At 70.9% G+C, this 24390-nt stretch carries 26 protein-coding genes; 11 read left to right on the top strand and 15 right to left on the bottom strand.

Annotation, left to right across the window (positions count from 1 at the left end; all coding sequences use genetic code 11):
• Window positions 1-504: 504 nt before the first annotated feature.
• From ACY34K_RS22875 to ACY34K_RS22860, 4 genes are all read right to left on the bottom strand, one after another.
• Window positions 505-954 carry a DoxX family protein gene (locus tag ACY34K_RS22875; RefSeq protein WP_462750099.1) on the bottom strand — a complete coding sequence of 150 codons (450 nt, stop codon included), beginning with the start codon at window positions 952-954 and terminating at the stop codon, window positions 505-507.
• A gap of 67 nt (window positions 955-1021) precedes the next feature.
• Window positions 1022-2956 (bottom strand): FAD/NAD(P)-binding protein, encoded by a 1935-nt coding sequence (locus ACY34K_RS22870; protein ID WP_462750019.1) that lies wholly within the window; start codon window positions 2954-2956, stop codon window positions 1022-1024.
• A gap of 155 nt (window positions 2957-3111) precedes the next feature.
• Window positions 3112-4812: an alkaline phosphatase D family protein gene (locus ACY34K_RS22865; protein ID WP_462750016.1), complete on the bottom strand. Its 1701-nt coding sequence runs from the start codon at window positions 4810-4812 to the stop codon at window positions 3112-3114.
• Window positions 4813-5236: 424 nt separating this feature from the next.
• Window positions 5237-5881 carry an HNH endonuclease family protein gene (locus tag ACY34K_RS22860; RefSeq protein ID WP_462750013.1) on the bottom strand — a complete coding sequence of 215 codons (645 nt, stop codon included), beginning with the start codon at window positions 5879-5881 and terminating at the stop codon, window positions 5237-5239.
• Between the two features lie 193 nt (window positions 5882-6074).
• Between ACY34K_RS22860 and ACY34K_RS22855 the strand changes: the two genes are divergently transcribed.
• Window positions 6075-6824, top strand: a complete 750-nt coding sequence (locus ACY34K_RS22855; protein WP_462750010.1) for an ABC transporter permease — start codon at window positions 6075-6077, stop codon at window positions 6822-6824.
• Between the two features lie 269 nt (window positions 6825-7093).
• Window positions 7094-7678, top strand: coding sequence for a TMEM165/GDT1 family protein (locus ACY34K_RS22850; protein ID WP_462750008.1), 585 nt, complete (start codon window positions 7094-7096; stop codon window positions 7676-7678).
• A gap of 171 nt (window positions 7679-7849) precedes the next feature.
• On the opposite strand, the gene ACY34K_RS22845 is transcribed toward ACY34K_RS22850, so the two are convergent.
• Both ACY34K_RS22845 and ACY34K_RS22840 read right to left on the bottom strand, forming a co-directional pair.
• Complete coding sequence (locus ACY34K_RS22845) at window positions 7850-8512, bottom strand: HAD family hydrolase (protein ID WP_462750097.1); 663 nt, start codon at window positions 8510-8512, stop codon at window positions 7850-7852.
• Window positions 8513-8680: 168 nt separating this feature from the next.
• Window positions 8681-9445 (bottom strand): peptidoglycan-binding domain-containing protein, encoded by a 765-nt coding sequence (locus ACY34K_RS22840; protein WP_462750005.1) that lies wholly within the window; start codon window positions 9443-9445, stop codon window positions 8681-8683.
• A gap of 256 nt (window positions 9446-9701) precedes the next feature.
• Here ACY34K_RS22840 and ACY34K_RS22835 point away from each other — a divergent pair, with 256 nt between their 5' ends.
• The gene (locus tag ACY34K_RS22835) at window positions 9702-11810 is read left to right on the top strand and encodes an MDR family MFS transporter (protein ID WP_462750002.1); all 2109 of its coding nucleotides are present in this window, start codon (window positions 9702-9704) and stop codon (window positions 11808-11810) included.
• Window positions 11811-11826: 16 nt separating this feature from the next.
• Here ACY34K_RS22835 and ACY34K_RS22830 read toward each other — a convergent pair whose 3' ends face one another.
• Window positions 11827-12198: an antibiotic biosynthesis monooxygenase family protein gene (locus tag ACY34K_RS22830; protein WP_462749999.1), complete on the bottom strand. Its 372-nt coding sequence runs from the start codon at window positions 12196-12198 to the stop codon at window positions 11827-11829.
• Here ACY34K_RS22830 and ACY34K_RS22825 point away from each other — a divergent pair, their 5' ends adjacent.
• The gene (locus ACY34K_RS22825; RefSeq protein WP_462749996.1) at window positions 12199-13947 is read left to right on the top strand and encodes a recombinase family protein; all 1749 of its coding nucleotides are present in this window, start codon (window positions 12199-12201) and stop codon (window positions 13945-13947) included.
• A 677-nt stretch (window positions 13948-14624) separates the two neighbouring features.
• Window positions 14625-15065, top strand: coding sequence for an HNH endonuclease (locus ACY34K_RS22820; protein ID WP_462750095.1), 441 nt, complete (start codon window positions 14625-14627; stop codon window positions 15063-15065).
• Here ACY34K_RS22820 and ACY34K_RS22815 read toward each other — a convergent pair.
• Window positions 14971-15273, bottom strand: a complete 303-nt coding sequence (locus tag ACY34K_RS22815; protein ID WP_462749993.1) for a hypothetical protein — start codon at window positions 15271-15273, stop codon at window positions 14971-14973. The genes ACY34K_RS22820 and ACY34K_RS22815 overlap by 95 nt on opposite strands.
• Before the next feature lie 65 nt (window positions 15274-15338).
• Here ACY34K_RS22815 and ACY34K_RS22810 point away from each other — a divergent pair, with 65 nt between their 5' ends.
• Window positions 15339-15584: an HNH endonuclease signature motif containing protein gene (locus tag ACY34K_RS22810; RefSeq protein WP_462749991.1), complete on the top strand. Its 246-nt coding sequence runs from the start codon at window positions 15339-15341 to the stop codon at window positions 15582-15584.
• Here the strand turns inward: ACY34K_RS22810 and ACY34K_RS22805 are convergent.
• Window positions 15544-15804: a hypothetical protein gene (locus ACY34K_RS22805; protein WP_462749988.1), complete on the bottom strand. Its 261-nt coding sequence runs from the start codon at window positions 15802-15804 to the stop codon at window positions 15544-15546. The two genes, ACY34K_RS22810 and ACY34K_RS22805, sit on opposite strands and share 41 nt — an antisense overlap.
• Window positions 15805-16397: 593 nt before the next feature.
• On the opposite strand from ACY34K_RS22805, the gene ACY34K_RS22800 reads away from it, so the two are divergent.
• Window positions 16398-16943 (top strand): major capsid protein, encoded by a 546-nt coding sequence (locus ACY34K_RS22800; RefSeq protein WP_462749985.1) that lies wholly within the window; start codon window positions 16398-16400, stop codon window positions 16941-16943.
• The gene (locus tag ACY34K_RS22795) at window positions 16944-17333 is read left to right on the top strand and encodes a hypothetical protein (protein WP_462749982.1); all 390 of its coding nucleotides are present in this window, start codon (window positions 16944-16946) and stop codon (window positions 17331-17333) included.
• Window positions 17334-17414: 81 nt separating this feature from the next.
• Here the strand turns inward: ACY34K_RS22795 and ACY34K_RS22790 are convergent, their stop codons facing one another.
• Genes ACY34K_RS22790 through ACY34K_RS22780 form a run of 3 tightly spaced genes read right to left on the bottom strand, consistent with a single transcriptional unit; the run spans window position 17415 to window position 19022 of the window.
• Window positions 17415-18266 (bottom strand): helix-turn-helix domain-containing protein, encoded by an 852-nt coding sequence (locus ACY34K_RS22790; protein WP_462749980.1) that lies wholly within the window; start codon window positions 18264-18266, stop codon window positions 17415-17417.
• Between the two features lie 14 nt (window positions 18267-18280).
• On the bottom strand, window positions 18281-18796 hold the full coding sequence (locus ACY34K_RS22785) for a DUF6879 family protein (RefSeq protein ID WP_462749978.1): 516 nt from the start codon (window positions 18794-18796) through the stop codon (window positions 18281-18283).
• Window positions 18768-19022: a hypothetical protein gene (locus ACY34K_RS22780; RefSeq protein WP_462749976.1), complete on the bottom strand. Its 255-nt coding sequence runs from the start codon at window positions 19020-19022 to the stop codon at window positions 18768-18770. The genes ACY34K_RS22785 and ACY34K_RS22780 overlap by 29 nt, the downstream gene beginning before the upstream one ends.
• Window positions 19023-19207: 185 nt before the next feature.
• Between ACY34K_RS22780 and ACY34K_RS22775 the strand changes: the two genes are divergently transcribed.
• Together ACY34K_RS22775 and ACY34K_RS22770 are read left to right on the top strand one after the other, a co-directional pair.
• Window positions 19208-19399, top strand: a complete 192-nt coding sequence (locus tag ACY34K_RS22775) for a hypothetical protein (RefSeq protein ID WP_462749975.1) — start codon at window positions 19208-19210, stop codon at window positions 19397-19399.
• Window positions 19396-19641 carry a hypothetical protein gene (locus ACY34K_RS22770; protein WP_462749973.1) on the top strand — a complete coding sequence of 82 codons (246 nt, stop codon included), beginning with the start codon at window positions 19396-19398 and terminating at the stop codon, window positions 19639-19641. Before ACY34K_RS22775 ends, ACY34K_RS22770 begins: the two co-directional genes overlap by 4 nt.
• A 38-nt stretch (window positions 19642-19679) precedes the next feature.
• Here the strand turns inward: ACY34K_RS22770 and ACY34K_RS22765 are convergent, their stop codons facing one another.
• The 3 genes from ACY34K_RS22765 to ACY34K_RS22755 all read right to left on the bottom strand — a co-directional run bounded on the left by ACY34K_RS22765 (window position 19680) and on the right by ACY34K_RS22755 (window position 22826).
• On the bottom strand, window positions 19680-20348 hold the full coding sequence (locus tag ACY34K_RS22765) for an O-methyltransferase (protein WP_462749971.1): 669 nt from the start codon (window positions 20346-20348) through the stop codon (window positions 19680-19682).
• A complete protein-coding gene (locus ACY34K_RS22760; protein ID WP_462749969.1) occupies window positions 20345-21427 on the bottom strand; it encodes a DUF2330 domain-containing protein in 1083 nt (360 codons plus the stop codon). Before ACY34K_RS22760 ends, ACY34K_RS22765 begins: the two co-directional genes overlap by 4 nt.
• A 142-nt stretch (window positions 21428-21569) precedes the next feature.
• On the bottom strand, window positions 21570-22826 hold the full coding sequence (locus ACY34K_RS22755) for a cytochrome P450 (RefSeq protein WP_462749967.1): 1257 nt from the start codon (window positions 22824-22826) through the stop codon (window positions 21570-21572).
• 293 nt (window positions 22827-23119) lie between these two features.
• Between ACY34K_RS22755 and ACY34K_RS22750 the strand changes: the two genes are divergently transcribed.
• The gene (locus ACY34K_RS22750; RefSeq protein ID WP_462749965.1) at window positions 23120-24289 is read left to right on the top strand and encodes a steroid 3-ketoacyl-CoA thiolase; all 1170 of its coding nucleotides are present in this window, start codon (window positions 23120-23122) and stop codon (window positions 24287-24289) included.
• The last annotated feature ends 101 nt before the right edge of the window (window positions 24290-24390 follow it).

Here is a 24390-nt window from a genome sequence, read left to right as displayed (position 1 = left end):
AACGGACGTGTGAGCCGCTCCCATGTGAGGGTGTGCGGCATGCCGCTGTCGGCGTAATCGCCGGGTTGGGCTGTTTGGCGGGTTCAGGCTGCGCAGGGTTGATCACGCTCGTGTCAGGAGACTGTGGGTGCACAGATCGCGTGAGTGGCCGTACGAGCGGATCCGTCGGAAGAGGCGGAGGAACCCGGCGATCTCGGGGCGGGCCAGGGCGGTGAAGTACCGGGCGTCGCGGAGCACGGTGGCGAAGGCGCCGGGGCATCCTGTGCCGTCGAAGCGGAGGAAGCCGCCACAGCGGCGGAGTGTGCCGGAGCCGGTGGGCGTCCCCCTCGACGCGATGCCGCGGAAGGATCTGGCCGCGCCGGTAAACCCGGCTGGTGCTGATCACCGACGGGATGACCGAACGCAACACCACGGCCCTGGACCTGCCCGCCCGCATCGAAGCCGACGCCGAGCCGGTCCGGGTGCCGACAGGCTCCCGGACCGCTCCCTACGCGCGGCGGAACGTTACGCCGCGGCGACCTTGGTGCGCGGCTCCTCCTGGGCGCGTGCCTCGCGGGAGCCGAAGAGGCCGTCCAGGGCCAGGGCGCCGGGGCCCGTGAAGACCAGCAGCAGGAACGCCCAGCAGTACATGGCCGCGCCCTCGCCGCTGTTCTCGATCGGCCACAGCGCCGTCGGCTGGTGGACCTTGAAGTACGCGTACGCCATCGAGCCGGAGGCTATGAAGGCGGCGGCGCGGGTGCCGAGGCCCACCAGTACCAGGGCGCCGGCGACGAGCTCGATCACCGCGGCGTACCAGCCCGGCCAGGTGCCGGTCGGGACCGTGCCGCCGCTTCCGCCGGCGCCGCCGAGGACGCCGAAGAGGGAGGCGGCGCCGTGGCAGAGGAACAGCAGGCCCACGACGATGCGGAAGAGGCCGAGCGCGTAGGGCTGGGCCTGGTTGAGGCGTGCGGTGATCCGGGACATGGGGGGACTCGCCTTCGGTTGGGGACGGAAACCGATGAGGCCCCTAGGTTAGGGAGTCCTAATCGATACTTGCAAGTTCAACATTCGGCCTTCGCGAAGTTCTCGCGATGATCCTCAGGGCCGCCCGGGCCACCGCGTCGGCGTCGGAGAGGGTCACCGAGTCCACCCCCGGCCGGGCACCCGCCGCCGTGACCCAGTGGACCCCTTCGGTGGGCACACCCAGCGCGAACCTCCGGGCGTGCGGCCTACCATGACGGTCTATCAGGCGGTACGGACGAGGGGTGACGTCCAGCCCGCCGGTGTCGTAACCGTCGCACGCGTGGGTCCGGCACTGGCCGGTCCTCAGCAACCGGGCGAGCAGTTCGTCACCGGCCCGCCGCAGGTCCGGCTCCGGCAGCCGCGCCTCGACGACCGTGGTGACCGTTACCGCCGAACCCGGCACGGCAGGCGACTCGGCGACGAACGCGCCGCCCTCCGCCCGTACCTCCAGCCCAGGACCGATCACCTCGAGCAGCCCGGCCTCGATCAGGGCCGTCATCTCCTCGATCCGGCGGCGCGGCGGCCCGATGGACAGGAAGGCGTTCAGCGGCGTGTACCAGCGGTCCAGATGGTCCCGCCGCGACGCTCCGGAGAGCCCCGAGTGGTCGACTATGCGCCGCACTTCGTTGCGGACGTCCCGCAGCACGTCGAGCGCCGCCTTCACCGGGCCGGTGACGTTCCCCAGCGCAGCCCGTGCCGCGTCCCGGCGCAGATGGGCCAGCAGCCAGGCCCGGTGCGCGGCCGGGGAGCGGAACGTCTCCCCGGCGTGCGGGCGCGCGATCCGCTCCCAGCACCAGCGGTCGGCCGGCGGAACCCCGTAGGCGTCCAGGACCGCCCCGGGCGCCTCCGACGAGAGGAAGTCCAGGCGGAAGCCAGGCGCCGCCGGCAGCAGCGCCTCGTAGTAGACGGTCTCGACCTCCTTCGCCACGAGGGGCCATATCTCGGCCAGGAAGTCCGGCGGGTCGCCGGCGTCCGCCCGCTTGCGGAACGCCTCGATCACGTCCGGCGTCAGCACCAGCGGCTCATGGCGCTCCGACGCGCCCTTCTCGTTGTCGCCGCGCGCCTGGTACGGCACTCCGCGCCGCGACCCGGCGTACAGCTGCGGCTCACGGCCCGACGGGCGGTACACGAGCCGCTCGCCCCGCCGTACGAACGTGCCGCCGCGGCCCTCCGTCAACAGCGCCATGTGGTCGAAGAAATTGAGACCGAGGCCGCGCAACAGGACCGCCTCGCCGGGGGCGATGGGGGACAGGTCGAGGTCGGCGGGGTTGGCGGGCGGCAGATGGCGCAGTCCGTGGCGGGCCGCGTACGCGCCCAGCCGGGCCTCGGACGGGCCGGGGACGGCCGGGAGATGGCCCTGCGCCAGGACGACCGCGCCGAGTCCGGTGAGGACCGTTCCGTCGTCGAGGAAGAGAGTCTGCAATCCGCCCCCGCGGCCGCCGTCACCGCCCCCGCCGCCGGGACCGTTCATGCCGTGCGGCCCGTGACCGCCGCGCTCGTGGTCACCGTCGGCCCCGTCGTCCTCCAGACGGGTCGCGCGCGCCCGGTGGACCCGTACGGTCACCTCCGGCGGCGCCCCGCGCACCGTGCGGTCGAACGCCCACTCCAGATAGCGGCCGTAGCAGGCGCGGGTCGGGTAGTCGTCGGGGCCGATCGGATACGAGTGGGCCGCGGCCCACTCGTAGAGGCTCGGCCCCCGGCGTATCGGGCCCTCGCAGCGGACGCTCGCGTCGGTGAAGACGGTCACCTGGGACGCCACCGTGTTCATCAGCAGCTCGGCGGGCTGGTCGGTGCGCCAGACGCGGCCGGGGCCGGGTGGCGACGGGTCGACGACATGCACCGTCAGTGGTGCCCCCGGGGCCAGTCGCGGAACGGAGGCGCAGAGTCTTTCGAGCACCGAGGTGCCACGTGGACCTGCGCCGACCAGGGCTATCGCAAGCGGGACTGCGGACAAGACACGACTCCCGGAACGGGGTGCGGCAAAGGGCGTGCGCCGAGCGGAAGGCTCATCATGCCCCCGTCGCACGCCCCACCGAACCCTTGGGCGGAGCATCACCGTCCGCTGTGGGTGGATTCACCTGAGGCTTGAACCGGATGTTCACCCGACGTTCACAGCCCCGGGGTCAGCGCCCGCTCCTGTACGGTCTCCAGCTCCGCGCCGTGGCCCTGGCGTTCCCGCGCCTGGTCCAGGCGCAGGTCCGCGGAGCGGCCGCGCAGCGTCAGTGTCATGAGCTGGTTCCCGAACCACGGTCCGCCCGTCCGGCGCCAGTCGACCGGCGGGCGCCCCGTCCGGCCGTGCCGGGCCAGGGCGTGCCCGAGGAGCCTGCCCACCCGGCTCCAGCCGAAGCGGAAGGCGAGCCGGATCGAGAACGGGATGCGGTTGTGCATGGGCGAGCAGGTCAACTGCACGATCCGGGAGCGCGGGACGGCGGAGGCGTCACCGGGCCGCCTCGGGGCGGGCCACTCGGGCTCGGCGACGTACGCATGGTGCACGTCGCCCGACAGTACGCACACCGTCGCCGGGGCGTCCGGCCCGGAGCCCGCCTCCGCCAGGAGATCCGTCAGCCGCTCGAAGGAGTCCGGGAACGCCGCCCAGTGCTCCAGGTCCGCGTGTCTGCGCACGCCCTCGGCGAACCGTGCCCAGCGCGCGCCCCGATCACCGCGGCACAACGCGGCGTTCCAGCTCTCGGCGTCGTGGACGAGCGGTGGCAGCAGCCAGGGCAGCGAGGTGCCGACGAGGAGGTGGTCGTAGGCACGTCCGCCCGCGGACCCCTCGACGACCTGTTCGCGCAGCCAGCGCGCCTCGTCCTCGTGGAGCATCGCCCGCTTCTGCTCGTCCAGGACCCGGGCCGCCCGCGTGTCCACCATCAGCAGACGGGTCCGTCCGAAGTCCCGCCGATAACTCCAGCGCGTGCGCGCCGGATCGGCGTCGGCCTCGGCGGCGAACCGGCGCAGCACGTCCGTCCCGTCCGGCTCGGCGCACACCGCCGCGTACAGCGGATCGGCCGCCAGCTCGGACGGGGAGAGGTTGCCGAGGTGCTGATGGACCCAGTACGACATCAGGCCGCTGAGGATCCGTTCCCGCCACCAGGGGGTCGCCCGCATCTCCGCGAGCCAGGCGGCGCTGGTGTTCCAGTCGTCGGTCACGTCGTGGTCGTCGAAGATCATGCAGCTGGGCACCGTGGAGAGCAGCCACCGCACCGCGGGGTCGAGCCACGATTCGTAGTAGAGCCGGCTGTACTCCTCGTAGTCCGCGACCTCGGCGCCGGGGGGTTCGCTCAGGTCGCGGCGGGCGGCCAGCCAGCGGCGGGTCGCTTCGGACGTCTCGTCGGCGTAGACCTGGTCGCCCAGCAGGAGCAGGACGTCGGGTCTCGCCGTGGCCGGGTCGGCGGCCAGCCGGGCGGCGAGCGTGCTCAGCGCGTCCGGGCCGACCGGGTCCCGCTCACCGGCGGGGGACGCGGCCCAGCGGCAGGAGCCGAACGTCACCCGCACCTCGTCCGTCCCCGGGCGGGGCGTGCTGATGACACCGGCCGGGAAGCCCTCGAACGCCGGGTCGCCGGACGGCCACACCCGGTGGCCGTCGAGGAGGACTTCGTACGCGGTGGCCGAGCCGGGCGTGAGACCGGTGACCGGGACGAGGGCGTAGTGGTGCCCGGCAATCCCGAAGGTGCGGGCGCTGCCTCCGCCGCCCCGGGCGCACCGGACCTCGGCGGTGCACGGACGGTCGGTCTCGACCCAGATCGTCGCGCTGTCCCCGGTCTCCCAGTCGACGTACCGCAGCACTGGTCCCAACCGCAGTCCCGCCGCCATGTCTGGCCCCCTCCGTCGCCGTACGGGTACCCCGTACGTCTGTACGGTACGGAACGACGGACGGCGACGGGCGGTTCCGGACGGCGAACCGCCGCGCGCGCCGTGACCGGGGCCCGCCCGTGACCGGGGCCCGCCCGTGACCGGGGGCCGGGCCGGGACACCAGGCGGGGCCGGGACACCAGGCCGGGCCGGGACGGGAGCCGCGCCGGGCCTCCGGCCCGCGCCGGGACCGGAGCCTGCCCCGGGACCGGAGCCTGCTCCATGACTCCGGCCCCCGCCGGGACCGGAGCCCGCGCCCGGTCCTGGACCGGGCGGCGGACCGAGGACCGGCTTCCGGGCCGGGTACGGCCGCGGGCCGGGCCCGGTTCCTGTCGCGGTTGGCCCGGTTCCTGTCGCGGTTGGGCCGGCCCCGGCCGCGGACGGCTCAGCAGCCGTTGAGGACGGACTGCAGCGCGCTCTTCTCGGCCGAGTCCACACTCAGGCCCCAGTAGTGCTTCACATGCACCCACATGCGGGCGTAGGTGCAGCGGTAGGCGGTGCGCGGCGGCAGCCACTCGGCCGGGTCGAGGTCGCTCTTGGCCTGGTTGACGTCGTCGGTGACGGCTATGAGCTGCGGACGGGTCAGGTCGTTGGCGAAGGACTGCCGCTTCGACGTCGTCCAGCTGCTGGCTCCGGAGCGCCAGGCCTCGGCCAGGGCCACCACGTGGTCGATGTCGAGGTCGGACGCCGCGCGCCAGGTGGCGCCGTCGTACTCGGAGTACCAACTGCCGCTGACCGCGGCACAGCTGGAGTCCTGGACGACGTTGACGCCGTCGCGCTTGAGGACGACCTCACGGGTGTTGCAGGCGCCGGACTGGGTGATCCAGTGCGGGAAGAGGTCGCGGCTGTAGCCGCCGGAGGAACCTTCCGCCTTGACGGTGAGCTGGCCGAGGTACGTACGTGCGGTGGCGGCGCTGATGGGGGTCGGCGGGGCTGCCTGGGCCGTCGGGGCGGTGGCCAGGACGGCGGTTGCGGTCAGGGCGGCGGACGCGGCGAGCACGGCGGTTCGACGCGCGTAGACACCGGACATGCGAACTCCTCGATCGGTGGGGGGCCTTGGCCGGTTCGTCGCCCGGGCGGGCGGCTCGGCCATGGTGGCGGCGCCAGGTTGCACGGGGATGGGCGCCGGGTAACAGCGTGGCGACATGAGCACGTCAGATCAAGGGTTGTGTCGTCCCCTCTGACAACCCGCCAGCCCACTTGTCCCGCTTTAGGGTTGAGGAGTGCTGCTGCCCGTCAATGTCACGTTCGGGGTCGTTCTCGCCGTCCTGCTCGCCGTCGCCGCCACCGTCGCGGCCGTCGCCCGGCTGCGGCCGCCGCGCGAGATCGTCGTCGCCGGGGTGCGGGCCGCGGTGCAGCTCGCCGCCGTCTCGCTGGTGATCGGCTGGGTGATCCGCGCGGTGCCGCTGCTCCTGCTGTTCCTGCTGCTGATGTACGCGGTGGCGGTCCGCACGGCCGGCCGTCGCGTCACCGCCAACCGCACCTGGTGGTGGGCCGCCGTGCCGATCGCCGCCGGAGTGGTCCCGGTCGTCGCCGCGCTCGTGCTGACGGGCCTCGTGCCGGTCCGGGGCATCGCCCTGATCCCCGTCACCGGCATCCTCATCGGAGGCGCGCTCACCGCGACCGTGCTCGGCGGGCGGCGGGCACTGGACGAGCTGCGGACCCGGCACGGCGAGGTGGAGGCCGGCATGGCGATCGGGCTGCTGGACCGGGACGCCCGGATGGAGGTGGCGCGGGAAGCGGCGGCCGACGCGTTGCTGCCCGGCCTCGACCAGACCAGGACGGTGGGGCTGGTCACACTCCCCGGCGCCTTCGTGGGGATGCTGCTGGGCGGCGCGTCGCCGTTCCAGGCCGGGGCGGTGCAGCTGTTCGTGCTGGTGGGGCTGATGGCGGTGCAGGGCATCGCGGTGGCGGTGGTGCTGGAGCTGGTGACCCGGGGCAAGCTGCACCGGGAGGGGGTCGAGTGGCCGTGATCGAACGCGTGTAGGGATCACGTACCCTGGACGGAGCAGAAGGGGAGTAGCTCTTCGCCGGACCGTCGACATACTGCTGGGCCTCGCGCCCGGCCGGCGCCCGGAGGCGGACCCGTCAGGGACGGACAACCGTCGGCGAGACCTTCGGCAAGCAGTGTCCAGGCGTGCCACCGTGCACGTGCCATGGCCCTGCCGTGCCGAAGCGACCCCTGACCCGCGGGGCCCGGTCTCTCGGTGCGGCGGAGCCCGACCGATCGAGGACCCACCCCGTGCTCAGCTTCACGATCATGGCGATCACCTTCGGCGTCGTCTTCCTCGCCGAACTTCCCGACAAGACCGCCCTGGCGGGCCTCATGCTGGGCACCCGCTACCGCGCGTCCTACGTCTTCGCGGGCGTCGCCGCCGCCTTCGCCGTCCACGTGGCGCTCGCCGTCGCCGCCGGCAGCGTGCTGACCCTGCTGCCACACCGACTGGTGCAGGCGATGGTGGGCGTGCTGTTCCTGGCCGGTGCGGCGGTGCTGCTGCTGAAGAAGGGCGACGACGAGGACGAGCGGATCGAGGCGCCCGCGGACCAGTCCTTCTGGAAGGTCTCCGGCGCCGGTTTCATGCTGATCCTCGTGGCGGAGTTCGGTGACCTCACGCAGATCATGACCGCCAATCTCGCCGCCCGTTACGACGACCCGCTGTCCGTCGGCCTCGGCGCCGTCATGGCGCTGTGGGCGGTCGCCGGACTCGGCATCCTGGGCGGGCGGACGCTGATGAAGTTCGTACCGCTGCGGCTGATCACCAGGATCGCGGCCTGCCTGATGATCGCGCTGGCCGGTTTCAGCCTGTACGAGGCGCTCGCCCCCTAGCCCGTCCTCGCGGTCCTCGCGGTCCTCGCGGTCCTCGCGGTCCTCGCGGTCCTCGCGGTCCTCGCGGTCCTCGCGGTCCTCGCGGTCCTCGCGGACCGCCGGGGCCGTCACCGCGCACCGCTGTCGTCGTGGTCGTCGCCGTCGGCCGCCGCGACCGCGACGGTGACGGTCTCAGCCGATGAAGCGGAGCCGGATCGCGCCGTCGGCGCCGTCCGTCTCCACGCGCACACCGGTCAGATCCGGCACGTGGGCGTCCGGGCCGAACGCGCCCGCGCGCGGGCCGACGCCCACGACGCGCATCCCGGCCGCCCGGCCCGCCTCGATGCCCGCCTGGGAGTCCTCGAACACCACGCAGTCCGCCGGGTCGAAGCCCAGCTCGGCCGCGCCCTTCAGGAAGCCCTCCGGGTCCGGCTTGCTGGCGCCCACGCACTCGGCGGTCACCCGCACATCGGGCATCCGCAGCCCCGCCGCACCCATCCGGGCCCGGGCGAGTGCCGCGTCGGCCGAGGTGACCAGGGCGTGCGGCAGCGCCTGGATCGCGGCCATGAAGGCGGGTGCGCCGGGGACCGGGACGACGCCGTCGAGGTCGGCGGTCTCCTCGTCGAGCATCAGGCGGTTGTCGGCGAGGTTCTGCTCCATGGGCCGGTCCGGCAGCAGGACGGCCATCGTCGCGTACCCCTGGCGGCCGTGGACGACCTTCAGGGCCTCTTCCGGGTCGAGCCCGTGGCGGACGGCCCAGCGGCGCCAGCAGCGCTCCACCACCGCGTCCGAATTGACGAGCGTCCCGTCCATGTCGAGCAGGAGGGCCCGGGCGGTCAGGGAGGGCGGGGGTATGGCCGTCATCGGCGGTCTCCGGGGTGGAGGGGGTGTCGTACGGGGGAGGGGGCCGTACGGGGTACGAAGTGGCCCGCCCGCCGGTCAGGGTATACGGGCGGGACCACTTTGTTTCTCCACGATACAAAACAAAGGGCGGCAGACGCCAATCGGCCTCGAACGAACCTCTCAGCGCCCCGTCGTCTCCGCCTCCAGCGCCTCGCGCGTCTGCGATCCGTAGACCCCCTCCGGGTCTCCGTCCAGGTCACGGGCCCCCTGGTAGCGGGCCACCGCGTCCTCGACGGCCTGTGTGTAGCGGCCGTGCATCGGGCCGTCGTACAGTCCCGCCTGCCGCAGCCGGTGCTGGAGGTCGCCCACGTCCGGCCCGCGGTCCCCGAGGCCCAGCGTCGCCGGCTCGGCCGAGTCGTCCACCGTCGACAGGCGTGACCGGGTCGGCGCCGCGCTCGTCACGACCGCGCTCGTGCTGACCCGGGACGTGGCCGACGCCGTCCCGGAGGGCGAGGCCGACGCGGAGAAGACGGGCGACGGCTTCCCCGACGAGGACGGGCCGCTGTCCGACGGCTCCGGGGCCGTCGAACCGCCCGAGAGCCTGCTCGGCACCATCGGTCCGTTGGTGATCTCGGGCAGGACCCGGTCGGCCTCGTCGCCCCCGTCGAACAGCCCCACGGCGAACGCCGCCGCACCCGTGACGGCCACCACGGCGGCCGCGACGCCGACCAGGGGCGCGGTGCGGCGCCGTGGACGGGCCCGCCGCCGGCTCTCTCCCGGCTGCCGCGCCACCAGGGGCACATGCGCGTCCGGAACGTGCAGCGGCATCGTCGTGGCGGCCGGATCCTCGTACGGAAGCGGGGGCGGAGCCTCGTTCCCCGCCGGGCCCGGCTGCCATGCCGGGCCCGCCGACGCGTCCAGGCGCACATACGGGCGTATCCGCATCGGATCGAAGCCTTCGGCGCAGCCGCAATCGCCGTCCCGCGGCGCACCGCACTCAGGACAGTGCTGTCCCGTCAACGTGGGTCCCCTCCCCTTGAACTGCGAGCGATTATGCAGCCCCGTCGCGCCACGCCCAACGTTCCGTCCGGCCACCGGGCCCGCTCAGCAGGCCATAACGGGACGGAACGCCCAGGATGGGAGGGGTGACCGGGGGTGGGCGGAGACCCGCCGCTCGTGAGCGACACCGAGGGAGACCCGTATGGCGGAGGACGTGAGCACCCCGGCCACCAGTCCGGTGCCCGGCGAGGCGCGGAGCCGGTCCACCGTCATGGTCGCCATCGGCGCCCTGCTGCTGGGCATGCTCCTGGCCGCGCTCGACCAGACCATCGTCTCCACCGCGCTGCCGACGATCGTCAGCGAACTCGGCGGCATGGAGCACCTCTCCTGGGTGGTCACCGCCTACATGCTGGCCTCGACCGCCGCCACACCCCTGTGGGGGAAACTCGGCGACCAGTACGGCCGCAAAAAGCTCTTCCAGGGTGCCATCGTCATCTTCCTGATCGGCTCGGCGCTGTGCGGAATCGCGCAGAACATGCCGCAGCTGATCGCCTTCCGTGCGGTGCAGGGCCTGGGCGGCGGCGGTCTGATGGTGCTGTCCATGGCGATCGTCGGCGACATCGTCCCGCCGCGGGATCGCGGCAGGTACCAGGGGCTCTTCGGCGCCGTCTTCGGCGCCACCAGTGTGCTCGGCCCGCTGCTCGGCGGTCTGTTCACCCAGCACCTCTCCTGGCGCTGGGTCTTCTACATCAACCTGCCGATCGGCGTCGTCGCGCTCTTCGTCATCGCCGCCGTCCTCCACATTCCGGCCCGCGGCACCCGCCACACCATCGATTACCTGGGTACCTTCCTCATCGCCTCGGTCGCCACCTGTCTGGTCCTGGTGGCGTCCCTCGGCGGCACCACCTGGGAGTGGGACTCCCCGCAGATCATCGGCCTTGCCGTCCTCGGCGCCGTCCTGCTCGTCTGGTTCGTGTACGTCGAGCGGCGGGCCGCCGAGCCCGTGCTGCCCCTGAAGCTGTTCCGGATCCGCACCTTCACACTCGTGTCGGTGATCAGCTTCGTCATCGGCTTCGCGATGTTCGGGGCCATGACCTATCTGCCGACGTTCCTCCAGGTCGTGCAGGGCGTCACCCCCACCATGTCCGGTGTGCACATGCTGCCGATGGTGCTCGGCATGCTGCTCACCTCCACCGCCTCGGGGCAGATCGTCAGCCGCACCGGCCGCTGGAAGGTCTTCCCCGTCACCGGCACCGCCGTCACCGCCGTCGGACTCCTCCTGCTGCACCGGATGGAGGAGTCCAGCTCCGACGGGGAGATGAGCCTGTACTTCTTCGTCTTCGGCGCCGGCCTCGGCCTGGTCATGCAGGTGCTGGTGCTGGTCGTGCAGAACGCCGTCTCCTACGACGACCTCGGCGTCGCCACCTCGGGCGCCACCTTCTTCCGCTCCATCGGCGCGTCCTTCGGCGTCGCCGTCTTCGGCACCCTCTTCACCAACCGGCTCACCGGGAAACTGTCCGACGCCCTCGCCGGACAGGAACTGCCCCCCGGCGTCGACGCGGACCGGCTCGCCGCCGACCCCCGGTCCATCGCCGCCCTGCCGCCCGCACTGCGCCCCGATGTCCTGAACGCGTACGCGACGTCCATCACCGACGTCTTCCTCTACGCGGCGCCGGTCGTGGCGGTCGCCTTCGTAGTCTCGTGGTTCCTGCGGGAGGACCGGCTGCGCGGCTCGGTCACCGCCCCCGACACCAGCCAGACCCTCGCCTCCAACCCCGTCGAGCGCTCCTCGTACGACGAGTGCGCCCGCGCCCTGTCGGTGCTCGGCTCCCGCGAGGGCCGCAAGGCCGTCTACGAGAAGATCACCGCGCGGGCCGGCCTCGACCTGCTGCCCGCCGCGAGCTGGCTGCTCCTGCGGGTACGGCGGCACGGCACGGTCGAGCCCGCGCGGCTCGCCGACACCACACCCGTGCCGATCCGGGCCATCACCGAGGCCGCCCGGCAGCTGGAGGAACGGCACCTGGTGCGCCGCGAGGGCCTCCAGTTGCTGCTCACCGACGAAGGCGTGGACGTGGCGGTCCGGCTGGCGCACGCCCGCGAGGAGTCCCTCGCGGAACTGCTCGGCGACTGGTGGGGGCCGGAGCGGCCGACCGACCTGGTCCAGCTGGTCGAGGAGCTCACCGCCGAGCTCTGCGGCTCCAGCCAGGAGCGGCCGCGGACCGCGGAGGCCCGCCGGGACCACGCGCCGGAACACCACGACGACCCCGGTCACGACCGGACGCGCGACCGGGGCGGCGGCCCCGGGGCGTGACCTCCGCGTCCGGCGGTCACTGCTTGGGCGCCGCCTGCTGGACCACCTCGAACGACCACAGCGTGGACGCGGAGGCGGCGGGCCGGGGCCGCTCGCCGCCCTCGCCGCCACCGCCCGCGCCGCCACCGCCCGCGCCGGGGCCGCCCTGGGCCCCGCCCTGGTGCGCGGCCTTCATGGGGCCCTCCATCCACGCCTGGAACGACTCCTCGTCGCGCCAGCGGGTGTAGACGAGGTACTGGTCGGTCCCCTCCACGGGACGGAGCAGCTCGAACCACTCGAAGCCGTCGGAGCCCTCCACGGCCCCGGCCCGGGAGGCGAAGCGCTTCTCCAGGACCTCGCGCTGCTCGGCCGGCACGGTCAGAACGTTGATCTTTACCACACTAGGCACATGACACCTCTCAGGAAGCACAGGCCGGGCGCTGCGCCGAGCCTTGATCACGTACGTGCAGTCTCGTACATCCGCCAGTCAAAGCGGCGTGAGGACGACTCGCAGGCGTCGCCCGTGGCGCAGCGCGAACGGTGCGCCTCGCTGATCGCGTCGAAGGGGTGGAGCGATGCGGGCCACTTCGAGGACGTCGGCAAGTCCGGGTGGGACCCGAGCATCCACCGCCCCGGCTTCGAACAGATGATGACGGCCGTGCGCGGCGGGCACGTGGACGCCGTGGTGGTCTTCTCGCTGTCGCGGCTCACTCGCCGTGGCGCGCTGGAAGCCATGCGGATCATCGAGGAGCTGGAGACGCACGGCGTCCGGCTGGTGAGCGTCGAAGAGCCGTACCTGGACACGTCCACCCCGGTCGGGGTCGGCATCCTCGCCATCATCGCGGGTCTGGCGCAGCAGGAGTCCGACATGAAGTCGGCGTACGTGTCCGCCACCAAGGACACGCTCCGGCGGGCTGGTAGCCATGTCTCCGGCGTCGCTCCGTACGGCTTCACGGCGGAGAGGGCGACCAGCGGCAAGCTGTCGGTCGTCCGTCTCGTCCCGGACCCGGTGGAAGCTCCGCACGTCCGTGACATGGCCAAGTGGGCAGCAGAGGGAGTGTCTGCCTCGCAGATCGCCAAGCGACTCAATGAGGACGGCGTGCCCACCAAGGCTGAGTCACTGGGGGAGTCGGGGGCCAAGCGCCTTGCCTCGCGCCGTGCGCGGGGAGTCTCGGAAGCTGTGGAGCGGTCCGCGTGGGTGTCGTCCACCGTGCTCCGCATCCTGCGGGACCCCCGCCTCGCGGGGTACGCGATCGAGTGGCAAGGACGGGTACAGGCGACCAAGGACGCCGACGGCAATCCCATCCCGGGCAAGACGGGGAAGCGCGTCATCCTGCGTGACGACGAAGGGCAGCCCGTCCAGTCGCACGAAGCGCTGATCCCTACGGAGGAATGGTGGAAGCTCCAGGACGTGCTGGACGGCCGGACGCAGGTGGTCGTACGAGCGGGCCGACGCGTCCCGACACTGCTGGCTGGGCACGGGCTCCTGTTCTGTGACGTGTGCGGCTCGGTGATGGTGACCGATCGACGGGCCGGGAAGCTCTACTACAAGTGCAACCGGGCCGGGGGAGTGGTCCCGGGCCACGGTGGTCTCGTCATCGGCCAGGACACGGCGGACAGTGAGACTGCCGGGCGGGTATGGGCGCGTCTCATGGCCATGGACCCCGATGACCCGGAAGACCTCGAATGGCTGGCTGAGGCGTCACGGCGCTTCGCCCGCCGGCAGGACACGTCCCAGCGAGATGCCGAAAGCGCGGCAGTGCGCGCCGAGTTGGAGCACGTACGGGAGTCCCGCCGCATCCTTCACGTGGACCGGCTGGCCGGCGTCTACGGTGACGAGACCGGTGCGCAGATGTTCAGGGAGTCCATGGCGCGGTTGGCTGCTCACGAGGAGCGGACGGCCGAACAGCTGGCGGAATTGGAGGCCACTGGCGACAGAACCATCCAGATCCCCAACGAGTGGACGAGCGTGGATGGAGATCCCATCGGGGAGGGGTCGACATGGGCGGCGTGGGACCTGGAAAAGAAACGGGAGTTCCTGGCGCTCTTCATCGACTCCGTGAGGATCACCAAGTCCGTCGGCAGGGGCCGGAACGCGAACACGCGGGACCGGGTGATCGTGCGCTGGGCTGAGTCACCGGAACCTGCGGACGCCTGAGCCCCCTGGGAGGTCTGTACGGTCCGCCGCTGGGGACGTCCGGCGGCGGGCCGTTTGGCGGCCTGCGGGATCGCCCCACCCGAGCCCCGGTAGTCCCTCGCGGACCGCCAGGGCTTTGCTGTGCCCTCAGCGGGGCCGACCAGCGGGCGAAGCCATGACGGTATGACGGTTCAGAGTGTTTTTTCGTATGCACAAGAAAAAATAAGGAGAAAACCAAACCGTGCATCGAAACGCCATCCCGTCATGCTCGGTCGCCAGGATCTTCCCGCTCTCTACACCACATTGAGGGGCCGAGCGGCACGGCTCGCGGCGTACAGACGACGCGGGAATCTGCTGGTCCCCACAACACAGTGAGGGACCGCACGGAGTCACCGAGCGCGCCGCACGGCGGGTGCCGGGACACCTCTGGTCCCCACAACACAGTGAGGGCGGGACTACCGCGCACCCACCCCAAGGGGGATCTCGGCGGACCGAGTGCCCGCCCTCACACCAGCTCTGCCCGTGCACCACGAGCCCCGCGTTACCGGGGTGGCCGCAGGGGTCGTGTGGCAGAGCGCGGGGGACCGCACCGCCCATGAGTAACCGGCTCGGCCGCGAGTCGCCGAAAGGGGTTGTAAGCGCGTGCGGTCCCCCACCGTGTCCGGACCGGCCCCGCCGGCGAGGACGTCCAAGCCCACCTGACCCAACAGAGCGGAGGTGCGCGGTACCGGCGCGGCTCGTCCGGGATATCGGCCGCGTACGAGCGACGACCGACCGTCCGCACCCGACGTGCACGGAGCCGACGACGAGCGGCCCGCAACGACGCTGCTGCACGACTCCGCCGGATCATCGAGCGGAAGGGGACCGCGTGGTGTGACTGGTGCCTGAACGACTTCCCCACGGCGGATGTGGACGTGGACCATGTGCGGCCCCTCTCGATGGGAGGGACCGACACGGACGGCAACGTTCAAGTGCTGTGCCGGGGGTGTCACGAGCTCAAGACGCGGACGGAGTTCGGGCGCGGTAACGGTTGCCCTACTGGTTCTACTGGTTCGGCTCCGGCTGGTACGGCTTCACTTCCGGCTCGTACGGCGGGACTTCCGGAGTGTAAGGCTCCGGCTCCGGCGCGTGCGGATTGACTTCCAGCTTGTCTGGCTCCGGCACGTACGGCTTCACTACCGGCTCCATCGGCCCCTGCTCCGTCCCATCCGGCGCGTAGTTCGGCTCCTGGTACCCGCCGGGGTGGGACGTAGGCGGCTCCGGGGTCATTGCGTTGGCCGTGCCAGTCATAGCCAGTGCGGCACCGGCAAGGGCGAGAGCGGCGAATACGCGCTTGGTGTGGTTCATGCACCCGCCAACGATCTTGCGCGCATTGAGTAACGGTCCTAGCCCCTGATTGGAGGTGGCCCCCCATGCCCCGACGTCCCCGCCCCCCCGTGCTCGGTACCCGGGTGCCCCGAACTGACCCCGCGTCGCGGACGCTGAGGGACGTGGATCACGTGCGGCCCCTCTCGATGGGAGGGACCGACACGGACGGCAACGTTCAGGTCTTGTGCCGGGGGTGTCACCGGCTCAAGACGAGCACCGAGTTTGGGCGTGCCCGCGCGAGCGCTGGAGTCACACCCCTTCTACGGGAATCTCCTCGGCGAGATCAATGATGACCGGGTGACCCTGCGGCTTCGTCACGTTGAGGTTGCTCATATTCCCCCCGACCGAACCGATGTGCTGGTTGACGTTCGCCAGCCCCACCTCCGAGTCTTCGAGAATGTCCGTGGTCATCTCGGTGATTTCGGGACCATCCGCGTAGGCGGTCCCCGCCATGGACAGTGCGGCCCCGGCGAGGGCGAGGGCGGCGAGGGCGCGCTTGGTGTTGTTCACGCGCTGCGAACGATCTTCTACGCCTCACGTAACGCCCCGACACAGACACACCCCCCTATGCCCTCGCTGGAGGTATTCCCATGCCCCGACGTCCCCGCCCCCCCGTGCTCGGTACCCGGGTGCCCCGAACTGACCGCCCGTGGTGGCCGCTGTGCCGCTCACGAGCGTGAGGCGAACGCACTACGGGAGACGCCGGGGACGAGCGCGTACGGGCGACGGTGGCCGAACATCCGGCGCCGCTACCTCTAAGCCCATCCGTGGTGCGTGTTGTGCACGAAGCCGGCGACGGTGGCTGACCACTTTCCGGAGTCGCGCCGTGCGCTGGTCGCGCGTGGTGTGTCCGATCCGGATGCGTGGTCGCGGCTGCGTCCGCTGTGCACGTCGTGTCATAACCGCGAGACCGCGAAGCATCAGCCGGGCGGATGGGCTGCCGAGCGTGTCCGTCCTCGCTTGCCCGAGCCCCCGACCAGGGGGTGACCCCCTCCCTGAGCCCTGGAAGCACGGCAGGGAGGCAAAAAACTCGCATGGCTCATTTGAGCGTTTCTGTGGAGAGCCATGCGCTGATCAATTAACCAACAATGGAAGGAATTTTCTTGACTCTCACTCTTGCCGAATCGGCCAAGCTCACCCTCGACCAGCTTCAGCGTGGCGTAATCGAGACGTTCGTTCAGGAGTCGCCGATTCTAGACCGGCTTCCCCTTGTTCAGGTGGAGGGAAGCGCGTTCAAGTACAACGAGGAGTCCAACCTTCCTGGCGTGGCCTTCCGTGCGATCAACGAGGCGTACCCGGAGAGCACCGGCACGTTGAACCAGCGTGTCGAGACTCTGGCCATCCTGGGAGGTGACGCCGACGTCGACAAATTCATCGTCCAGACGCGGGGGAACCTGAACGATCAGCGGGCGATTCAGACTCACATGAAGGTCAAGGCCGCCTCGATCCACTTCGCCGATCAGTTCTTCAACGGCGACGTCGAAGTGAACCCCAAGGGGTTCGACGGCCTGCGCAAGCGGCTGGTCGGGCGCCAGGTCATCGATGCCAAGGGCAAGGGGGCCGTTGCCCACGGGCACGACTTCTTCGATCTGCTCGACACCCTGACGAACCAGGTGCGTGGCATCGATGGCAAGAACGGCGCGCTCTAAATGAACGCCGCGCTGCGCGCCAAGATCGCATCCGGTTTCCGGCGGCTCGGTGGCAGTGAACTGCTGAGCATGGACATCGCTGGAAAGCCCACGGTCATGTGGAACGGCATCCCGCTGCTGGACGCCGGCCAGCGTCTCGACGGCACGGACGTGCTGCCGCTGACGAGCGGGACCGGCGGTGCCGAGACGGGTGACATCTACGCAGTTCGTTTCGGCGCGACCGAGGCGGACGCCGGTGTCTCCGGACTCACCAACGGTGGCGTTCAGGTCACCGACCTGGGCGAGTCGCACGACAAGCCCGTCTACCGCACGCGTATCGACTTCTACTGCGGCATCGCGCTCTTCGGAGGCAAGGCAGCCGCCCGCCTCACTGGTGTACTGAACGGCTGACGCCGTCATATGGCCCCTGTCTCTCTCCTAGCCGGAGAGGGGCATGGGGGCCTTTTTGGCGTTTCCGTACTCGTTGGGCGGTCAGCCGAGCGACGACAGGGCGGACGTCACGAGCGAGCGTGCGGCGGCTCCCCGTGTCGACCCTTGCGACAGTCGGTCGAAGGCTCGTGCGTACAGCTCGACTTGGCTTGGCTGCGTCAGCGTGGACGCGGCGTCCAGGGTGTCCGCGTGCACCCTTGTGTCGTCGAAGATGGTGAAGGTCGGCATGGGCCAGACGGTTCGCTGCGACGAGAACGGGACGATGCCCACGGCCACGTTCTGGAGGTCCATGACCGCTAGAAGGTGACCGAGTTGTGCCGCCATCGTCTCGACGGTGCTCAGCCTGTAGCGCAGGACCGATTCCTCCAGGACGAAAGAGAATCGGTGTGCCGCGTTGTTCAGCACCGTATTCCGCCTCATGCGGACCTTGACTGCCTCTGTCAGCACGTCATCCGGTGTTCCCCGCAAGTCCGCGATGGACGACAGGAGCGCGGTCGCGTACCCGGGTGTCTGGAGGAAGCCGGGGATCACGTCGGAGACGTAGACACGGAAGAGGTGCGTGCGCCGGTACAGGCTCTCCGTGGATTCCTGCACGTGCCGTAGGCCGCCTCGCTGGAGGCGCTTCCATTGGATGTGTGCGTCCGCGGATTGTCTGTTCGCCGCTATGAGATCCGGCGCCTGGTCGTCGGCTCCGCACGCCCGGCACCATGCTCGGATGTCCGCGTCGGACGGGGGCGTCTTGGCGTTGCCGATGCGCGACACCTTCGAATCCGACCAGCGGAGCCTGACGGCCAACTCCCGCCCGCTGATTCCGGCGTCCCTGCGGATCTCGCGCAGGCGGCCCGCGAGCGCTTCACGAGCCTGCTGGACACTCGATGAGGGGTGTGGGGGCATGGAGCTGGCTGTCCTCAGATCGCGTACAGGTGGTGCGGGACGGCCCGGTCCCAGACGGCTTCGAATGCCGATGCGCAGAGTCTCACCGTCGCCGGGTCGTCTGTGATCTCGTCCTCCACCACCACCCCGTCGCCGGAGAAGTGGTGCACGCGCAGGAGTTCACCGTCGAAGAGCCAGAAGTCATTGCCGGGGAGGGCGATGTCCGTAGCCCGGCGGCGCGGCAGCCAACGGACGTCCTCGCCGGCCGTGACGTTGGCGTGGGTGACGTAGTGCTCCCACCGTATGTACTCCGTCACGGGCTCGGAGACGATCCGCGCACGGCGGATCGACACCCCTCGTGCCACGGTGTCCGCGATCAGTTGGTCGTACGGGTGCCACCAGGACGCGCGGTCGTCCCAGTCGATGCGCTCGCCGCGCTTCCACGCTTCGAATCTGTCGGTGGACGCGTACGAGTCACGCATCTCCAGGTGCACGGCGGACCGCTCGCACCGGCCCAACAGCTCAGCGAAGCTGGGCACGCTCGATGGCATCGCACGCCTCCCGGATCATCGGAATCATGCGGGCCGGAAGCCTGACGATCGCCTCATTGTCGGGCACCGGTCCGTTCGCGGGGCTGCTCGCCTCGCAATGGGCCTGAGTCTCGCTGTCCGGCTTCCAGCCTTGCAACAAGATCTCCTGAGCTTCCGCGTCCGCCCATACCGTCGGGCAGTGATCGCGGTCGGTGTTCGGGTCGATGCCTACGAACTCTACGGCCATGGCTGACTCCCTGGTCCAAGTGATTGCGTGGGCTTGCATGAACCATGCCGACCTGCGCTCGAAGCGTCAACGCCGCAATGAGACAAGTAAATTGGCGTGCAAACTCATGCAACTTCGTAGAGCTTTCGGCGGACGTCTTCCTAGCGTCCTCGGCAAGTACGCAGACGGACCGAGGGGACGACGACATGCCCGGCAAGGCTCAGGAGCGTGAAACGGACGCACGGCAGTGGGAGTACACGACCTACGCCCCTTCGGGCGAGGTGTGCCCCGCCTGCAACGAGCCGATTGCCTCGCTCGAACGCTGTCGCCGGGGAACGCTGCGCGAGCCGTCCCAGCCCGACAAGGCCGTCTACCAGCACGTGAAGTGCCCCAAGTGATCGGCCCGGACGACATCGGCCGGCGCGTCGAGGACGGCACGGGAAAGGTCGGCATCCTGCGTGACGTGATCCGGGACTACGAGGATCCCGCAGAGTTGCCCGGCGAGCGCCGGAAGCACCCCATGGCGTTCCTGTGGCCCGAGCGCGGCGGGCGGGAGTGGCTTGTCCCGCCCGACCATGTGCGGCGTGCGTGGTTGGGGCATGGGCCGACGGCGGGGGCTGGCGGCATGGCGGCAGCATAGGCGGGGCCCTCCCGGCCGGGGCGGCGGGCGCGGTGGGATCAGCCCACGACGCGGGCGAAGAGCAGACCGTCGTAGCCCTTCGTGCCGACCGTCTGCAGGACCGTCGCGTCCAGCCGGGGCTCGGCCGCGACCAGCTCGAACATCTCGCGGGTCGCGGTGATCGCCTCGTCCGTGCTGTGCGCGTCCGTGACGGCACCGCCGCGCACCACGTTGTCGACGATGATCACGCTGCCCGGACGGGTCAGCCTCAGCGCCCACTCGACGTACCGCGGGTTGTTCCGCTTGTCGGCGTCGATGAAGACGAGGTCGAACGGGCCCGCCTCCTCCGCGGCCAGCCGCGGCAGCGTGTCCAGCGCCGCGCCCGTGCGAACCTCGGCGACCTTGTCGAGCCCGGCCCGCGCGAGGTTGGCGCGGGCGACGTCCGCGTGCGCCGCGTTGTACTCCAGCGAGATCAGCCGGCCGTCCGCCGGCAGCGCCCGCGCCAGCCAGATGGTGCTGTAGCCGCCGAGGGTGCCGATCTCCAGGATGCGGCGCGCGCCCTGCACCCCGGCCAGCAGATGGAGCAGCTTGCCCTGGTTCGGCGCCACGGCGATGGCCGGCAGACCGGCCGCCTCACTGTCGGCCAGCGCCCCGTCCAGGGCCTCGTCGGCGGGGACGAACAGTCCGGCCAAGTACCCGTCGACGGCGTTCCATTGTTCCTGTGTCATATCGCCGAACGTACTGCACGACGCCGTCGGAGCGCCCGCACAAAAACGGCCGCGCCCGCCGGTACCGCCACCACGGCGAGCGGCCAGACCGGGAGCACGCCCCCGACGGTCAGCAGCCGGTTGCGGTACTGCACCCGCCGGAAGGCCGTGTCCGCCTCCGCCGCCCGCAGCTCGTGGTCGCCGTCGATCCGCCACGGCTCGGGGAACTCCTGCTCGTACGCGGTCAGGAAGGCCGGCTTCCCGCCGGTCAGCCGGCCCACCGCCCCGTGCCCGCCGGTCTCCCCGGCGTACGTCACCTCCGGCTCCGCTCCGCCGATGGCGCTCCGCGGCTCCATCCGGTGGTCCGCCAGGACGTACAGGCCCAGCTCCTGGGGGGACTTGGCGAGGCGGGACAGCCGCATCGGGTAGACCAGCCGGTCGCTGGCGAAGCGGATGAGCAGGGGATCGAGAGTGCCGTACAGCGTCGACCGCTCGTCCTCGGGCACGAGTTTGACGGCGACGTACTCCCATTTCCGGTCGACGTAGTACTTCAGCTCGCCCGGCAGCCGGTCGGGCAGCTGGAAGCCGTTGGTGTCCAGCCAGCGGCCCAGGGCGTCCGGGTCGGTCGCCTTGAGCCGTGCCACGTCGAAGTCCCCGAGCCGTTCCCGGCCCACCACGTCGACCGGCGCACCGTCCGCGGGCGCGGGGGCGGCGGCGCCGTCCCCGCTCGTGCCGAACGGCCAGTCGTTGCCGCGCGGCCAGAAGTAGTACCGGTCGCGCCGCTCGGGCGCGGTGAGCTCGTCCAGTTCGCCGAAGAGGCTGCGGTCACCGAGCTCGACCGTGGCCCGGCTCGGCACCGGCATGACCCAGGCGGCCTTCTTGGCGTCGCCGTGGACGGTGAAGCGCATGACGATCTGTTCCGTCCGGCCGTCCCAGTGAACCACCGACGTCTCGCGCTGGACGCCGATCCGTGACGTACGGTCCGGGATCATCGCTCCGCAGCCGCACGCGTACGCCGGGCTCACCAGTGAGCCCAGCTGCAGCGCCAGCAGCGCGAAGACGAGTGTCAGGATCCGTTGTTTCCGCTGTTTCCCCCGCATGCCCGTTCGGACGCCACAGCGGATCTTCCGGTTCCGGGCCGGGGCGGCCGGTTGGAGGCCCGGCGAAGGTGGGGGCGGCGGCGTGGTGTGCCGGCGGCGGGTGGGGGCGGCGGCGTGGTGGGCCCCGCCCTCCGCCGGACGTTCAGCGCGCGGTGGGGCCGCGGCCGACCCTCAGCTCCTTGATGCCGTTGAGCCAGGCCGAGCGCAGCCGGCGCGGGTCGCCCGCGAGTCGCAGGTCGGGAAGCGCGTCGGCGACGGCGTCGAAGATGAGGTTGATCTCCAGCACGGCGAGGGACTTGCCGAGGCAGAAGTGCGGGCCTCCGCCGCCGAAGCCGAGGTGGGGGTTGGGGTCACGGGTGATGTCGAAGCGTTCCGGGGCGTCGAAGACCTCCGGGTCGTTGTTGGCGGAGGAGTAGAAGACGCCGACCCGGTCACCGGCCTTGATCTTCTGGCCGCCCAGCTCCAGGTCGCGGGTGGCGGTGCGCTGGAAGGAGACCACGGGGGTCGCCCAGCGCACGATCTCCTCGGCCGCCGTCCGCGGGCGCTCGCGCTTGTAGAGCTCCCACTGGTCGGGGTGGGTGAGGAAGGCGTGCATGCCGTGGCTGATGGCGTTGCGGGTGGTCTCGTTGCCGGCGACCGCCAGCAGGATCACGAAGAAGCCGAACTCGTCGTTGGACAGGTTGCCCTCGTCCTCGGCCGCCACCAGTCGGGACACGATGTCCCCGGCCGGGCACGTCTTGCGCGCGTCGGCGAGGTTCATGGCGTACGAGACGATCTCCATGGCCGCCTCGACCCCGACCTCCTCGGTGATGGCGTACTCGGGATCGTCGTACGCCGCCATCTTGTTGGACCAGTCGAAGATCTTGGCGCGATCCTCCTGCGGGACGCCGATGAGTTCGGCGATGGCCTGCAGCGGTAGTTCCACGGCGATGTCGGTGACGAAGTCGAAGGAGCCGTCCTCACCCGCGGCGGCGACGGCCGTCTCGACGATGGCGCGGGCGCGTGCGCGCAGGGCCGTCTCCAGGGAGCGCACCGCGCGGGGAGTGAAGCCGCGCTGGACGATCTGCCGGACACGGGTGTGCTCGGGCGGGTCCATATTGAGCATGATCAGCTTCTGGACGTCTATCTGGTCGCGGCTGATCGACTCGTTGAAGCGGATGATGGCGGTGTTCGTGTGGGAGGAGAAGAGTTCCGGGTGCGTGGAGACGTACTTGACGTCGGCGTGCCGGGTCACCGCCCAGTAGCCCTCGTCGTCGAACCCGGAGATGCCCCGGGGCTGGGCGCACCACCAGACGGGGGCGGTCCGCCGCATCTCGGCGAACTCGGGGAGCGGGACGCGGGCTTGCAGCAGGTCGGGATCGGTGAAGTCGAACCCTTGCGGGAGACGGGGGCAGGGCATCGGCGACTCCAAGTCGTCAGGTCTGAGGTCTGACGGCCCATCAGAACAGTGCCCGCAAGGTAGTAACGGGTTCTACAAGAGGCAAGAGACGAGGGGCATTCCGTTGCGCGCGGGGAGCTGGACAAGGGCGTGCAGGACCCTTGCGTACCGGGGGTAGCCCTCATAAGACTGGGCCGTAACTAGAACGCGTACCAGTTCGGGGGCTCGGGGGACGGGTCGCCTCCCGGCCCCAGCCAGCCTCCCCGCGTGGGCGCCGGGACGCCCCCGCGGGCGCGCGAGGAGAGGACGAGCTCATGGCCGCGGAACCCGTCATCGTCGAAGCCGTACGCACCCCCATCGGAAAACGCTCGGGCGCACTCGCCAATCTCCACCCCGCCTACCTGCTGGGCGAGACCTACCGCGAACTACTCGGCCGCACCGGCATCCACGCCGACTGCGTCGAACAGATCGTCAGCGGCACCGTGACCCACGCCGGTGAACAGTCCATGAACCCGGCCCGCACCGCCTGGCTCGCCATGGGACTGCCGTACGAGACCGCCGCCACCACCGTCGACTGCCAGTGCGGCTCCTCGCAGCAGGCCTCCCACATGGTGGCCAACCTCATCTCGGCCGGCGTCATCGACGTCGGCATCAGCAGCGGCGTCGAGGCCATGTCGCGCGTACCCCTGGGCAGCGGCTCGAAGCACGGACCGGGCAAGCCGTTCCCCGACGAGTGGAACGTCGACCTGCCCAACCAGTTCCACGCCGCCGAACGGATAGCCAAGCACCGCGGCCTCACCCGCGAACGCGTCGACGCGCTCGGCCTGCTGTCGCAGCAGCGCGCGGCCACGGCATGGGCCGAGGAGCGCTTCAAGCGCGAGACCTTCGCCGTACAGGTCCCCACCACCGAGGCGGAGCAGGCCGCCGGACAGGGCATGTGGCGCCTCGTCGACCGCGACGAGGGGCTGCGCGACACCAGCATGGAGGCGCTCGCCGGGCTGAAACCGGTCATGCCGACCGCCGTCCACACGGCCGGCAACTCCTCCCAGATCTCCGACGGCGCCGCCGCGCTCATGTGGGCCTCCAAGCGCATGGCGCGCGCACTGAAACTCAGGGCCCGCGCCCGGATCGTCGCCCAGGCGCTGGTCGGCTCCGACCCGCACTTCCACCTCGACGGGCCGATCGACGCGACCCGCGCGGTCCTCGGCAAGGCCGGGATGTCACTCAAGGACATCGACCTCGTCGAGATCAACGAGGCCTTCGCGTCCGTGGTGCTCAGCTGGGCCCAGGTCTTCGACCAGGACCTCGACAAGGTCAACGTCAACGGCGGCGCCATCGCGCTCGGGCACCCGGTGGGGGCCACCGGCGCCCGCCTGATCACCACCGCCCTGCACGAACTGGAACGGCGCGACAAGGAGTTCGCGCTGATCACGATGTGCGCGGGCGGCGCGCTCGCGACGGGCACGATCATCCAGCGGCTCTGAGCGGCTCTGAGCGGCTCTGAGCGGCTCTGAGCGGCTCTGAGCGGCCCGCCAGGCACGGGAAGGCCCCGGTGGAGCTCCACCGGGGCCTTTCGTCTGCGTCT

Source organism: Streptomyces sp. STAM6 (genome assembly GCF_054963715.1).
This window is presented reverse-complemented; position numbering and strand designations above follow the sequence as displayed.

What these genes read in the sequence shown, in the direction of transcription:
- ACY34K_RS22795 (WP_462749982.1), top strand. Translation starts at nt 16,944, where the DNA reads ATGAACGCCGCGCTGCGCGCCAAGATCGCATCCGGTTTCCGGCGGCTC.
- ACY34K_RS22825 (WP_462749996.1), top strand. Translation starts at nt 12,199, where the DNA reads ATGACACCTCTCAGGAAGCACAGGCCGGGCGCTGCGCCGAGCCTTGAT.
- ACY34K_RS22760 (WP_462749969.1), bottom strand. Translation starts at nt 21,427, where the DNA reads ATGCGGGGGAAACAGCGGAAACAACGGATCCTGACACTCGTCTTCGCG.
- ACY34K_RS22860 (WP_462750013.1), bottom strand. Translation starts at nt 5,881, where the DNA reads ATGTCCGGTGTCTACGCGCGTCGAACCGCCGTGCTCGCCGCGTCCGCC.
- ACY34K_RS22775 (WP_462749975.1), top strand. Translation starts at nt 19,208, where the DNA reads ATGCCCGGCAAGGCTCAGGAGCGTGAAACGGACGCACGGCAGTGGGAG.
- ACY34K_RS22750 (WP_462749965.1), top strand. Translation starts at nt 23,120, where the DNA reads ATGGCCGCGGAACCCGTCATCGTCGAAGCCGTACGCACCCCCATCGGA.
- ACY34K_RS22780 (WP_462749976.1), bottom strand. Translation starts at nt 19,022, where the DNA reads ATGGCCGTAGAGTTCGTAGGCATCGACCCGAACACCGACCGCGATCAC.
- ACY34K_RS22755 (WP_462749967.1), bottom strand. Translation starts at nt 22,826, where the DNA reads ATGCCCTGCCCCCGTCTCCCGCAAGGGTTCGACTTCACCGATCCCGAC.
- ACY34K_RS22835 (WP_462750002.1), top strand. Translation starts at nt 9,702, where the DNA reads ATGGCGGAGGACGTGAGCACCCCGGCCACCAGTCCGGTGCCCGGCGAG.
- ACY34K_RS22865 (WP_462750016.1), bottom strand. Translation starts at nt 4,812, where the DNA reads ATGGCGGCGGGACTGCGGTTGGGACCAGTGCTGCGGTACGTCGACTGG.
- ACY34K_RS22815 (WP_462749993.1), bottom strand. Translation starts at nt 15,273, where the DNA reads ATGAACCACACCAAGCGCGTATTCGCCGCTCTCGCCCTTGCCGGTGCC.
- ACY34K_RS22765 (WP_462749971.1), bottom strand. Translation starts at nt 20,348, where the DNA reads ATGACACAGGAACAATGGAACGCCGTCGACGGGTACTTGGCCGGACTG.
- ACY34K_RS22785 (WP_462749978.1), bottom strand. Translation starts at nt 18,796, where the DNA reads ATGCCATCGAGCGTGCCCAGCTTCGCTGAGCTGTTGGGCCGGTGCGAG.
- ACY34K_RS22790 (WP_462749980.1), bottom strand. Translation starts at nt 18,266, where the DNA reads ATGCCCCCACACCCCTCATCGAGTGTCCAGCAGGCTCGTGAAGCGCTC.
- ACY34K_RS22840 (WP_462750005.1), bottom strand. Translation starts at nt 9,445, where the DNA reads ATGCGGATACGCCCGTATGTGCGCCTGGACGCGTCGGCGGGCCCGGCA.
- ACY34K_RS22810 (WP_462749991.1), top strand. Translation starts at nt 15,339, where the DNA reads ATGCCCCGACGTCCCCGCCCCCCCGTGCTCGGTACCCGGGTGCCCCGA.